The 12,745-nt window shown below is 74.1% G+C and carries 9 protein-coding genes; 4 read left to right on the forward strand and 5 right to left on the reverse strand.

What is annotated here, in order from left to right:
* Nucleotides 1-6: 6 nt before the first annotated feature.
* The 3 genes from VKK44_RS19030 to VKK44_RS19040 form a co-directional block, all read right to left on the reverse strand.
* A complete protein-coding gene (locus tag VKK44_RS19030) occupies nucleotides 7-909 on the reverse strand; it encodes a sulfotransferase domain-containing protein (RefSeq protein ID WP_343442466.1) in 903 nt (300 codons plus the stop codon).
* 312 nt (nucleotides 910-1,221) lie between these two features.
* Nucleotides 1,222-1,701: a cupin domain-containing protein gene (locus tag VKK44_RS19035; RefSeq protein WP_343442467.1), complete on the reverse strand. Its 480-nt coding sequence runs from the start codon at nucleotides 1,699-1,701 to the stop codon at nucleotides 1,222-1,224.
* Between the two features lie 169 nt (nucleotides 1,702-1,870).
* Nucleotides 1,871-2,626, reverse strand: coding sequence for a TetR/AcrR family transcriptional regulator (locus tag VKK44_RS19040; RefSeq protein ID WP_343442468.1), 756 nt, complete (start codon nucleotides 2,624-2,626; stop codon nucleotides 1,871-1,873).
* Nucleotides 2,627-2,727: 101 nt separating this feature from the next.
* Between VKK44_RS19040 and VKK44_RS19045 the strand changes: the two genes are divergently transcribed.
* A complete protein-coding gene (locus tag VKK44_RS19045; RefSeq protein ID WP_343442469.1) occupies nucleotides 2,728-3,711 on the forward strand; it encodes an NAD(P)-dependent alcohol dehydrogenase in 984 nt (327 codons plus the stop codon).
* Nucleotides 3,712-3,842: 131 nt separating this feature from the next.
* Here VKK44_RS19045 and VKK44_RS19050 read toward each other — a convergent pair whose 3' ends face one another.
* Nucleotides 3,843-6,965, reverse strand: coding sequence for a hypothetical protein (locus VKK44_RS19050; protein WP_343442470.1), 3,123 nt, complete (start codon nucleotides 6,963-6,965; stop codon nucleotides 3,843-3,845).
* A 157-nt stretch (nucleotides 6,966-7,122) separates the two neighbouring features.
* Between VKK44_RS19050 and VKK44_RS19055 the strand changes: the two genes are divergently transcribed.
* Entirely contained in the window at nucleotides 7,123-10,452 is a 3,330-nt protein-coding gene (locus VKK44_RS19055) for a BTAD domain-containing putative transcriptional regulator (protein WP_343442471.1), read from the forward strand.
* A gap of 9 nt (nucleotides 10,453-10,461) precedes the next feature.
* Here VKK44_RS19055 and VKK44_RS19060 read toward each other — a convergent pair whose 3' ends face one another.
* Nucleotides 10,462-11,148: a hemerythrin domain-containing protein gene (locus VKK44_RS19060; RefSeq protein ID WP_343442472.1), complete on the reverse strand. Its 687-nt coding sequence runs from the start codon at nucleotides 11,146-11,148 to the stop codon at nucleotides 10,462-10,464.
* A gap of 217 nt (nucleotides 11,149-11,365) precedes the next feature.
* On the opposite strand from VKK44_RS19060, the gene VKK44_RS19065 reads away from it, so the two are divergent.
* On the forward strand, nucleotides 11,366-11,905 hold the full coding sequence (locus VKK44_RS19065; RefSeq protein ID WP_343442474.1) for a phosphatase PAP2 family protein: 540 nt from the start codon (nucleotides 11,366-11,368) through the stop codon (nucleotides 11,903-11,905).
* A 63-nt stretch (nucleotides 11,906-11,968) separates the two neighbouring features.
* The gene (locus tag VKK44_RS19070) at nucleotides 11,969-12,712 is read left to right on the forward strand and encodes an SAM-dependent methyltransferase (RefSeq protein ID WP_343442475.1); all 744 of its coding nucleotides are present in this window, start codon (nucleotides 11,969-11,971) and stop codon (nucleotides 12,710-12,712) included.
* Nucleotides 12,713-12,745: the final 33 nt, after the last annotated feature.

Consider the following 12,745-nt stretch of genomic DNA (forward strand, 5'->3'; position numbering starts at 1 on the left):
CCGGCCCTACCGGGCCGCCGGTCCCGGCCCGTCGGGGCGGGAGGCGACCGCGTCGCGGGCGGGATAGCCCAACACCTCGGCCAGGTCACCGGCCGCCGCGGTGTAGGCGGCGTAGATGTCGTCGTCGAAGTGGTTGTGCCAGTCGCCGGCCGCGCCCTTGCGGTAGTGGGAGATCCGGCCCGGCGTCTCCTTGTCCTTCTTCATCTTCGTGAAGCTGTAGCGGGCCAGGAGGGCGGCCAGCTCGGACGGCGGCAGCGTGATGCCGCAGTGCCGCATCAACCGGTCCACCTCTTCCGCCTGCCGGTCGCCGGTCAGGTCCTCGTAGCGGAACAGGCGGAACGTCTCCGAGGGCGGGGCCACCGCCCACGAACGCATCTGCCCGAACTGCTTCTTGTCGCGGAGGCGGTCGATGACGTAGAGCATCCCCTCCTTCTTCGACTTCTCCTGGAGGGCCTTTCGCGCCTGCGGGATGTCACCCATCGGGGCGTGCGAGTTCCGCAGCGAGAAGTAGCTCGACACCACCACGTCGCGCGGGTCGCGGATGACGAAGAACGCGCGGTACGTGCCGGCCTTCGGCACCGCCTCGAACCGCCGGTGGGACAGGAAGATCGCGAGGCCCACCCGGCCGCGCGGGACGGGCGCGGTCGCGCCGCCGGAGTAGAAGCGCGGGTCGTAGGGCAGCAGCCCGGAATGACGGTAGACGGCCGGGTCGCTGAACAACGCCTTGATCCACTGGCTGCCCGTCTTACGGACGGTGCAGTGGAATATGTTGTCGAATTCGCTGCGGGAAACGACCGGCACGGTGAGCCGCATCCGGGTGTTGCGCGTTTCCATCTGCGCCCGCCGGGCCGCGACGCGCATGGAGTTCGGCGTATTGTGCTTGGCGAATTCGACGGCGCGATTGATCATTTTTCCAAACCTATCCGCGCCCCGCGGAGCAGGGCACACCGACTGTTACGCGCACGTCGCGCAGTCGGAATCCGCAGACTCCATCCGCTCGCCCCGCGCCCCGATGCGCCGCTAGGAATATCCCCGACGGTCACATTAAAGTCAATCGGAGAAAGCCTGAGAGTCCGCTGAAAATCTGCAATTTCTATAGGAATTGCGGGGCGTGTCGGCCGCGCGGGATTCGGCCCGTCGACCGGCGCGTCGACATGTACGCCCGCCCGCCGACGTGCGCGAGGAGGCGTACGGCGTCGACATGAGCCGACCCCGCCGCGGTCACAGCCAGTAGGTGTCGTGGCGGAGGAAGAACTCCGTCCGCTCGTCCTCGCTCAGCTCGGCCAGCTCGTGGATGCCCTCGAAGTAGCCCTCCCGGGGCGCGCCGGGCGCGAAGTGCAGCAGCATCGACGCCGGCTGGCCGGACTCGTTACGGAACGCGTGGACCCCGCCCTCCGGCACGTGGACGAAGTCGCCCGGCCCGGTGTCGATCCAGCGCCGCCCGTCGTAGATGCGGATGGTGCCGCTGAGCACGAAGAACGACTCGGAGATGCTGCGGTGGAAGTGCGGCGCGGGGCCGCTGGGCGTGGCGCCCATGTCCCACCGGTAGAGCCCGAACCGGCCGTTGGTGGTCGCGCCGGTGGCCAGGTAGTGCGCCCCGCCACCGCTCGGGTGGCGCAGCTCGGGCGCGGCGTCGGCCGGGCGGTAGGTCGCGCTGGTCTCCCCGGTGGACCCGAGGTAGCGCGGCGGTGGGTAGGTCATCGGCGTCTCCGTTCCCCGTCGGTGCGACCGGGACGAGGCTAGGCCGCGGGTACGACAGGACCGGTGGGCTCAGACCCGCCCGGCGAAGGCCAGCCGGACCCACCTGTCGTGGTCGTTCCTGGATTCCCCTCCCGGCTGGCCGGGCCGGCGCGGATCGGTGCCGCGCCGGTCAGTTCACGTCGGGGCCCCGCCCGCTGTCCGCCGCGCGGACGGACACTCGGCGCGACGAGGCCCAGCCCTGCCGGTGCAACCGCTCGACGCCGTCCAGCAGCAGGTCGAGCGCGAACTCGAACTCGAACTGGTCGTCGCAGCCCGACCCGACGATCGAGCCGTCCTGGTGGGACGCCGCCCCGGCGACCTCGGCGAGGTGAGGGAAGCGCGCGGCGGCCTCCGGCGGGAAGGCGGCCGACGGCTCGGGCCCGGACGTGCCGGACCGGCCGGCGTCCCGGGACGCGTCGAACAGTTCCTGGCTGAAGCCCAGGATCCGGCTGCCCATCGCGTGCATCACGTGGTGCGCCAGGTCGACGGAGAACCCGCCGGCCCGGAACGCCCCGACCATCGAGTCGAGGTAGGACAGGACGCCGGGCGTCGCGGTGTTGCGCGTCTCGATCGCGAGCGGCGCCCAGGGGTGGCGACGAAGCATCTGCCGTGCGGAGAGGACGCGTCGGCGGACGGTGTGTTTCCAGTCGCCGCCGGTGGCCGGCGGGTCGATCTCGGCGACGACCGCGTCGATCATGCCGTCGAGCAGCTCGTCCTTGTTGGCGACGTGCTTGTAGAGGGCCATCGGCACGACGCCCAGTTCCTGGGCGAGATTGCGCATGCTGAGGGCGGCGATGCCGGCCTCGTCGGCGAGCGCGACGGCGGCCCGCAGGATGCGTTCCCTGGTCAGTGGCGCCCGGCGCACCACCTCGGCCTGCTCAGCCATCTCGTCCTCGTTCCCCGGCGGCGGTGGTTGAACCCTAACCACCTTGACAGGTGTACGCCGTACACCGACCATAGGTGTACGGCGTACACCAAGGAGGCATGATGAAGGCGATCGTCCAGGACCGGTACGGCCCGCCGGAGACGCTCACCCTGGCGGAGGTTCCGGTGCCGCAGCCCGCCGCCGACCAGGTGCGCGTGCGGGTCGAGGCCGCCGCGCTCAACGCGTACGACTGGCACGCCATGCGGGGCGATCCGTGGCTGGCCCGACTGGCGATGGGGCGCACCCGCCCCCGGGCGCGCATCCGGGGCCGCGACTTCGCCGGCCGGGTCGAGGCCGTCGGCGCCGACGTCCGGCGGGTGCGCGTGGGCGACCCGGTCTACGGCGACCTCGGCGACGCCAACGGCGCGTTCGCGGAGTACGTGTGCGTACCCGAGGCGTTGGTCGCGGCGGCGCCGGCGAACCTGACGCCGCAGCAGGCGGCGGCCCTGCCGCTGGCCGGCACCACCGCGCTCCTGGGACTGCGCGAGGCCGGGCGGGTCCGACCCGGTCACCGCGTCCTCGTCAACGGCGCCTCCGGCGGCGTCGGCACCCTGGCCGTCCAACTCGCGAAGGCGTTCGGCGCGACAGTCACCGCGGTTTGCAGCACCCGCAACGTCGACCTGGTACGCACACTCGGCGCCGATCACGTGATCGACTACACCCGCGACGACTTCACCCGCGACCCGCGCCGCCACGACGTCGTGTTCGACCTGGTGGGCAACCGCTCGCTCACCGCGCTGCGGCGCGCGCTGACCCCGTCCGGGACGCTGGTGCTCTCCGGCGGCGGCGTCTACCGCGGTGGCCACCTCGTCGGCCCGGTCTGGCTGATCGCACGCGGCCGGCTGGTCGCGCCCCTCGTCCGGCACCGCGTCGTCGTCCTCACCACGACGCCCGGCCGGCGACACCTCGACGCGCTGCGCGCCCACGCCGAAGCCGGCCACCTCACCCCGGTCGTCGACCGCACCTATCCGCTCGCGGAGGTGCCCGCCGCCATCCGGTACCTCGAAGGTGAACACGCCCGGGCAAAGGTCGTCATCACCGTCTGACCCGCCGGACGGGGACGATCGGGACGTCCGGTGTGGACGATCCGCCGCGCAAGCGTCAATACGCTCCGGTCGGGTCGGCGCCACCGGTCCGGGGGCGCACCACTGCGGTGCGCCCCCGGACCGGCTCCGGGTCAGCCCGCGTGCACGCTGACGTTCGTCGCCCTCAGCAGGCCCACGACCGTCTTCACCGTCGCCAGGCCCTCCTGGTGGCTACCGGCCCTGATCCGAGCGGACCAGTAGCCGTACCGCTCGGCCAGGCTGGCGACGCCCACCGTTCCGGCCTGGACGACGCAGGAGCCCAGCGGGTCGTCGGGCGCCTCGGCGGCCGGGGCGGCGGCGCAGCCGGTCGTGAACCGTTCCTGCCCCCGCATCGGGTCGAGCCCGGAGACGTCGCCCTGACAGGGGTCCCAGTCGAGCGTCTGGGTGCAGGTGGCGTAGTTCGCCAACGCCCGCTGGTAGGCGTTGAACAGGTGCAGCGAACCGGTGTTGTAGCTGTCCTGGCTGCGCGGCAGGCGGTAGTCCGCCGGCAGTGACCGGTCACCGAAGAGCTGACCGTGCAGCACGTCGTCCCGCTCCAACGCCGAGGACCAGCCCAGCTCGGAGAAGATCTGCAGCATCCGTACCGTGTCGGAGACCTTCTTCCCGGCGTCCCACAGCTGCTGGGAGACCGACCAGGTGCCGGCCGGCGGCCGGTCGACGCCGGTGCCGAGCGCCGCCACCCGGTAGAAGTACCGCTGCTTGCCGGTGAGCATGGCCCGCACCTTGGTCCGCGCCAGCGCCACCGCGGCGGCGTTGTCCACCACGGTTCCGCTGCTGTCCAGCGCGGGCCGGTACGTCGAATCCCACTTCTGGTTGATGTAGTAGTCGGGCTCCCGGCAGTAACCGGTCGGCGGGTTCGACCGCTGGTCCCACAGGCAGACGTCGATCAGGTGCGTCTGCCAGGTCACCGTCCGCACGTCCTGCCAGTCACCGCCCAGCCACTTGGCCTGCTGCCGCACCACCAGTCGCAGGTCGGCGTTGGTCCGCTGGGTGCGCGGGCCCTCGATCACCTCCACGTTGACGAAGTCCGCGTCCAGGCAGGAGCGCAGCTCCGGCCGGTGCGCGGGCGCCATCGCGTAGTTCGCGAGGTGGTAGACGTTCGGCAGCGCCGACCGGTTGACCCGGCTCGGCGTGGTGACGCCCCCGGCCGGCCCGCAGGACGCCATCCTCGCCACGTCGGCGATCCGGCCCGCCGCCGGGACGTCCTGGTCGACGCTGCCCCACATGTCGTAGTCCCGGTCGGTCTCCACCCAGCGCACCGCGCGGCCCACCTCGTCGAGGGCCGCCTTCCACTGGCTCGTGGCCGTCCGGTAGTCGGCCATCAGCCGCTGGAACAGCGCGTTGGTGCCGCCGTCCGCGGCCGGGGCGCTGAACTGCCGGACCCGACGGTTCACCGCTTCGCCGGCGGCGATCGTGCTCTGCGTCTCGGCCGCGCCGACCTGGGCGGCGTACTGCGGGTTCTGCAGTTGCAGGATCAGGTTCGCCCGGGCGCCCAGCAGCCACGCCGACGGGTTCGCCACGCCACCGGCCGGCTGGTCGCCGGGGGCGGGGGTCAGCGCGACACCCCGGGCGCCCGCCCACTGGGCCAGGTAGTCGATCGCGCCGGACGGCAGGTGGAGACCCACGGTCGCCACCGGGTCCGCCAGCGAGGTGCCGGTCGGCACGACGTGGGGGGCCTGCCGCGCCGCGTCGGCGGCGAACGTCCGCGTCGGTGAGTCACCCTGGTCGAAGTACGTCGCGAAGGAGTCGATCGCCGAGCCGGTGCGCGCCTCGCGGTGCACGTACCGGTCGATGCTGGTCCGCAACGGCTGCTGGGCGATCTGCTCGAACGCCGCCTGGCTGGCCAGCGCGAGCCCGTCGACCCGCTGGTCGAGCACGATGAGCTGCCCGGCGATGACGGTCAACTGGGCGCGCACCTCGGCGAGGTCCCGGGCGAGCGCGGTCAGTTGGGCACTCAGCCCGTCGTACATCGCGCCGAGCATCTTCTCGACCCGGTCGAACCGCCGGTCCATGCCCGCCGCGAGCCGGTTGATCTGGTCGCGCAGCGCGGCGATCTGCGCACCGGTGGCGTCGTCGGCGCCGCCGCCGGAGGTGAACAGCGGAAGCAGGATCATCGCGGCCCCCACCAGGCCGCCGACGAGCGTGAACGTCGACATCGCCAGCGCCGCGGTGGTGATCCCGGCCGCCGAGATGGCCGCGGTGTAGGTGGTGATGGCCGAGATGGCGCCCACCACGGCCTTGGCGATGGTCTCGATCTGCCGGCCGAACTGCTTGTCCACCATGCCGGCGAGCTTGCCGAGCACGGTGACGGCCTGACCGAGCTTCTCGTTGAGCTTGCGGTCGGCCTCCGCCTTGACCTTTGCCGCTGCCTCGTCGGCGCTCGTCGGCCTGTCCGGCCCACCGACCGGGAACCGGTCGGACTGCGCCACCGCGTCGGTCACCGCCGCCGCCGACCGCGCCCGCAGCGCGGCGAGCGCGGCGTCGAGCTGTGTCTGGATCTCCGTCCGGTAGGCGTCCTTGTCGTACCGCTTCGCGGTGATCGCCGGAAGGTCGAGGTGGCCGTTCAGGTCGGGCAGTTGCGCCAGCTCGTCCGCCGGGGTGTCCAGGCGTACGCCGAGCCGGGCGCCGACCGCGCTGTTCCAGACCTCGGCGAGGACGGCGTCGGTGGCGGCCCGGGTGTGCAGCCCGGCCCAGACCTGGCCGATCGCGCCCCGCGACAGCATCTCCCACATGTGGTCCTGCGTGCCGCTGCGGATCTGCTCGATCGGCGGCACGATCCCGCCGAGTTCCTCGCCGGTCGTGCTGCGCAGCAGCCCCCGGACCGTCGGGCCGCCGAGCCGCGCCTCGCCGCTTCCGGCGAGCTTCTCCACGGCCGCGCCGAGCAGGTGGAGCTTGCCGGGTGACTCGTCGGACGCGCTGACGGCCTGCCCGACGAGCGCGGTGACGGTGGTCAGGTGCGCGCCGACGGCGGCGGCGTCCGCGGTCGGATGGGCGGCACGCCAGTCGCTGAGTTCGGCGGCGAGCACGGCGTCGGTCAGGCCCGGGGTGCCGCCCTCGCGGACCTGGACGACCGCCGCGAACAGGGCGTGGTGCACGGCCTGCTCGTCGTACGTGACCGGGTCGGCGGCGACCGCCGGCCCGGCCAGCCCGACGACCAGGCCGACACCGGTCACCGCGGCGAGCCACCGGCGTGGGTGGCCCTTCTTGGTTCTCATGGATGTCCCTTCTCCGACGCCCCGCGGTCGCGGGGCGAGATGCGGCCACCATGGAGCCGGACCGGAGTTGGCGGGTGCTTAACGCGCGCTTGGCGCGCTGGCCGGGACTGTCGGATGGATGATCTCCACGGTGGATCCGTCCGGTTAGGGTCACGACGTGACGACGATCGGCGTGCTCGGCCCGGTGCGGGCCACCCACGGCGGCGCCGCGATCGACCTCGGCGCGCCCCGGCAGCGCGCGGTGCTGGCCCGGCTCGTCGCCGGCGGCGGTCACGCGGTGTCGGTCGACCGGCTCGTGGACGATCTCTGGTCCTCGGACCCGCCACCGCGGGCCCAGGCGGCGCTTCAGGTGTACGTGTCGAACCTGCGCCGGGCGTTGGAACCGGACCGCCCGTCCCGCGCCCCGGCCCGGATCCTGGTCACCGTCGCCCCCGGCTACGCCCTGAGGCTGCCGGCGACCGACGTGGACGCCTGGCGTTTCGAGGCGCAGCTCCGGGCGGCGACCCCGGACGCCGGCGGCCGGCCCGCCACCGCGGTCGCCAGCCTGGAGGCGGCGCTTGCCTGCTGGGACGGGGGCACGCCGTACGCCGAGTTCGCCGGCGAGCCGTGGGCGGACCGGGAGCGCGAGCGGCTGGTCCGGCTGCGGCTGAACGCCGTCGAGCAGCGGGCGAAGCTGCTGCTCGACCTGGACCGCCCGAGCGAGGTGGTGCTCGACCTCGACCCGCACGTGCGGGAGCACCCGCTGCGGGAACGGGCCGCCATGCTGCTCGCGGTCGCGCTGTACCGCCTCGGGCGGCAGGCGGACGCGCTCGACGTGCTGCGCGCGGTCCGCGCCGTGCTGGCCGAGCAGTTGGGCATCGACCCCAGCCGCGAGCTGCGGGACCTGGAGACGGACCTGCTGCGGCAGAGTCCCCGCCTGGAGGCGCCCGCCGCCGTCGTCACCCGGCCGGCGGCCGTCGCCGGGCCGACGGCGACGTCCGGTCCCGCCCCGACCGCCGGAGCGCACCCGGACCGGCCGCTGGGCCGGGCGGCCGAGCTGGCCCGGCTGCGCGCCGCGGCGGTCCGCGCCGCCCGGACCGGTCTCGGGATCTGCTGGGTGGGCGCCGAGGCGGGCGCGGGGAAGTCGACGCTGGCACACCATCTCGCCGACTCGCTCGCCGTGGACGGCTGGCGCCCGCTGGCCGGCACCTGCCCGCAGGTGGAGGGCGCGCCTCCGGCCTGGGCCTGGCACGAGGTGGTCACCGCCGCCCGCCGGCATCTCCCGCTCGACGAGGCGGAGGCCCACGGCCTGCGCCTGCTGCTGGAGACCGGCACGTCGGCGGGCACCCGTGGCGAGTTCGACGAGTTCCACCTCCGGCAGGCACTGGCCGCCTACCTGACCCGGTTGGCCGGGCACGGCCCCCTGCTCCTGCTGGTCGAGGACGTCCACCGCGCCGACGGCGAGACGCTGCGCATCCTTCGCCATCTCGCCGCCGCGCTCGCCGGGGCGCCGGTCCTCGTCGTGGCGACGTACCGGCCGGACGAGGTGACCGACGATCTCACCGTGGCGCGGGCCGCGCTGGCCGGCGTGCCGGCGGTCGACTGCGAGCTGGGCGGCCTCGACGCGGACGCCGTCGGCGAACTGCTGCGCCGCTACGGCGTGGACAGCACCGACACCGAGCTGCTGGGTACGGTCCGGGACCGCGCGGCGGGCAATCCGCTGTTCACCATCGAGCTGGCGAAGCTGATCGCGGCCGAAGGGCCGGCGGCGGCGCTGGACGGCGTTCCCGCCGGCCTGGGTCACGTGCTGGCACGCCGGCTGGCCCGGTTGCCGGCCGGCGCGCGGACGGTGCTGCGGCAGGCCGCGGTCCTCGGCGAGACGGCGGACATCGACACCCTGCTCGCGGTCGACGGCGGTCCGGAGGAACAGCTCCTCGACGGGCTGGAGGCCGGCGTGACCGCGGGCCTGCTCGTCGAGCCCGCGCCGGGCCGGGTGCGGTTCGCGCACGCCCTGATGCGGGACGCGCTCTACCACAGCGTCCCGCTGCTGCGACGCACCCGCCTCCACAGCCGCGTCCTCGACGTGCTGCGGGAACGGCGGGTCGACGACGTGGCCGCGATGGGGCGGCACGCGCTCGCGGCCCTCACCCCGTCCACCGCCGCCGACGCGATCGGCCACCTCGCCGCCGCGGCCCGCCGCGCCGGCGACCTGGGCGCCCCGCGGGAGGCCGCCACGCTCTGGGCCGGCGCGTTGCGCGCCGTCGAGCTGGCGCCGGCGACCACGGTCCGGACCCGGCTCGACCTGCACCGCAGCCTGGCCACCGCCAGCGCGCTCGCCGGCGACGTGCTCACCGCCCGCGCCGCCCGCGCCGAGGCGGTGCGGCTGGCCACCGGCACCGGCGATCCGACGGCCCTCCACGCGGCGCTGACCTGCTTCGACGCCCCGGTCACCTGGACCATCCGGCCGGACCGTCTGGTGGACGAACCGCTGGTCCGGCTGCTGGAGCAGGAGCTGTCCCGGGTCGGCGACGACCGTCCGGTGCTGCGGTCCCGGCTGCTGAGCGTGCTGGCGTTCGAGATCGAGGGCGCCGACCAGGAGCGCGCCGACGAGGTCACCCGGGAGGCCCTCGCGCTGGCCCGCCGGCAGGACGACCCGGCCGTGCTCTGCCGGGCGCTCAACGCCCGCTACTTCGTCACCGTCGCTCCCGCGCACCGCGCCGAGCTGCCCGAGGTGGGCCGGGAGCTGCTGGCGACGGCCGAGGCCGCCGGCCTCACCGCGTACCGCTGCGAGGCCCACCACATCCTCTACCAGGCCGCGCTCGCCGAGGCCGACTTCGACCGGGCCCGGCACCACGTCGACCGGGCGGTCGAGCAGGCCACCACCGGGCAGCTCGGCCTGATCCTGGCCGTGATGGGCTGGTTCACCGGCCTCTGCGCGCTGTTCCGGGGCGACCTCGACGAGGCGTCGCGCCGCTACGCGGAGATCAGCGACCGGATGGGCCGGGTCGGCGGCCCGAACGCGGCGGCGATGGGGCTGATGGGCCGGTTCACCGTGCTGACCGTCGCCGGGCGCGGGCACGAGGCGGTCGACGAGATCCGGCAGGTGCACGCGCGGGTGCCGGACGACACCCACGACGTGCTGGCCCACGCGCTGCTCTCCGCCGGGGACCACGCCGGGGCGCGGGCCGTCTGGCGTCCGGAGGCCCCGATCCGTCCGGACTACCTCTGGCTGTACTGGATGACGGTGCGCGGGCAGGTCGCCGCCCGGCTCGGCGACGTGCCGGCCGCACGGCGCTGCTACCGGGAGCTGGCGCCGTGGGCCGGACGTTTCGCCGGGTTGGAGTGCGGATCGATCTCGCTCGGGCCGGTGGACCAGACGCTCGCCGAGCTCGCCGCCGCGCTCGGCGAGCCGGTGGTGGCCGCCGCGCACCGGGACGCCGGGCTCCGGCTGGCCCGCGCGGTCGGTGCCGTGCCGTGGTGCGACGAATCGGCGTACGTGCCGGCGTGAGCCGGTCACTCACCCGCCGAAGACCCGCGCCTCCCGACGACGGAAGCCCGGTCGCACCGCCGCGAGCGTCAGCCGCAGCACCGGCCCGGCGATCCGCTTCAGTTCGTCCAGCTCGTCGGGCTCGGCGTACCGCTCGATCCGGGGCAGTTCGAAACGCAGCGCGCCTCCCTTGCGTACGGCCCGCTCCACCGTGTCCCAGTCGGCGACGCTGACGTACCGGCGGATCACCGGGAAGATCAGCCGTTCCTCCTCCTCGATGTGCTCGTCGAGGGCGTCGCGCAGGTGGGCGAGGCCCGTGGCGAGACGCGTCGCGGCGGTCCGTACCCGCTGCTGCGCCGGCTCACCGGGGGCGAACACGGAGACCAGGTCGTCCACGGCCGCGCGTACCTCGTCCAGCACCGGATCCAGCGAGGCGTGGTCGTCGCTCAGCTCGCGCAAATCGATCTCGGCGGCGGCCGAGCGCTCCAGCACCGGCCAGAGGACCTCGTCCTCCATCCGATGGTGGTGGTGGATGCCGGCGCAGAGCAGCAACACGTACGTCCGCAGGGCTCGCGCCCGACGACGGTCGTAGGTGATCTGGCCGGCGGCCACGCGCTCCGACAGGTCGGCCAGTCGCCGGGTGTCGGCGCGCATCGTGCGGTGGTTGATCCGGAAGCCGACGAGGTTCGGTCCGGTCTCGGAATCGGTCGTGCCCATGGTTTCCTCCGGCCGCTGCGGTCAGCGGCCCGCTCGGTGGGATCTGACGCACCGAGCCTGGATCGCCGCACCTGGCGCTCACTTGGTGTCGGCTTGGCGGCCGGGCACCACCGCGACGGCGCGGGAATTCGCCGCTTTCCCCGCCGCCGGCAGCGCCCGCGTGCGAGCGTGGAGGCCACCCGGACCCGGGTCGGGCAGCCGAGGAGGGCGTGGCGTCGTGAACTACCACCTGTTCCAGATGATCAACTCCGGGGCGGGGAAGGTCGATGTCGTCGACGACGTCCTCGAGTGGGCGGCGGTGTGGTTGATCTACGTCCTGGGGGCGTTGGCGGTGGTGCCGGTCATCCGTGGCGGCCGGCCGGCCGCCGCCGCCACGCTGCGCGTGCTCGCCGCGCTCGCGCTCGCGTTCGCGCTGGGACGGGCGACCGCCGCCCTCAGCACCGAGGTACGGCCGTTCCAGACCCACCAGGTGCACCAGTTGATCCCGCACGCGACCGGACCGTCGCTGCCCAGCGACCACGCCACCGCCGCGTTCACGCTGGCCCTCGCGGTCGGCGTCTTCCTGTCGCGGCGCTGGGGGGTGGCGCTCACGATCCTCGCGGTGGTCATCGGCTTCGCCCGGGTCTGGACCGGCGTGCACTACCCCGGCGACATCGCCGCCGGCGCGCTCGTCGCCGCCGCCGCCGTCGTCGCGGTCGCGGTCACGGCCCGCCGCTACGAACGCCGGTTCCGGCGGCGGCCCGGCGCGACCGCCTGACCTCCGAGCCGGGACCGCGGAGCATGATCCGACGCCTCGGTCCGGTGGTGTTCACTGTCAACCGTGGATCGTCAACGGCTCAGCGACATCGCGCACTCGCATCATCCGATCGCGGCACCGGTCTCCGGCGTCAACGTCAACCGGCTCCTGCGCCGGGCGGACCGGCGACCGGCGGCACGCATCCTCGACCTCGGCTGCGGGCGGGCGGCATGGGCCATGCAGGCCCTCGCCCACTACCCGGACGGCCACGCGGACGGCGTCGACCTCAGCCACCACGCGCTCGAACACGCCGCCGCGGCGGCCGAGGCGCGTGGTCTCGCCGACCGGCTGACGCTGCACGAACGCGACGCGCGCGCCTACGTGCCGGACGGCGACTACGACCTGGTGCTGTGCGTCGGGTCGACGCACATCTTCGACGGCTTCGCCGGGACGCTGCGGGCCGCCGGCCGGCACGTCAACCCGGACGGGATCCTGCTGGTCGGCGAGGTCTTCTGGCAGGCTCCGCCGACCCCGGAGGCGCTCGCCGCGCTGGACGCGAAACCGGAGGATCACACCGACCTCGCCGGCCTGGTGGACGCCGCCGAGGAGGCCGGCTGGACCCCGGTGTACGCGCACCTCAGCGACGCCGCCGAGTGGGACAGCTACGAATGGTCGTGGGTCGGCTCGCTCACCGAGTGGGCGCTCGACAACCCCGGTCATCCCGACGCCGCCGAGGCGCTCACGGTCGCCCGGGAGCACCGGGACGGGTGGTTGCGCGGTTACCGCAACCTGCTGGGTTTCGCGACCCTGGTGCTGCGCCGCACCTGAGCGCCGGTCGCCGTCGCGGCGGGGACGGGCCGA

This window comes from Micromonospora sp. DSM 45708, from assembly GCF_039566955.1.
Taxonomy (GTDB): Bacteria; Actinomycetota; Actinomycetes; order Mycobacteriales; family Micromonosporaceae; genus Micromonospora.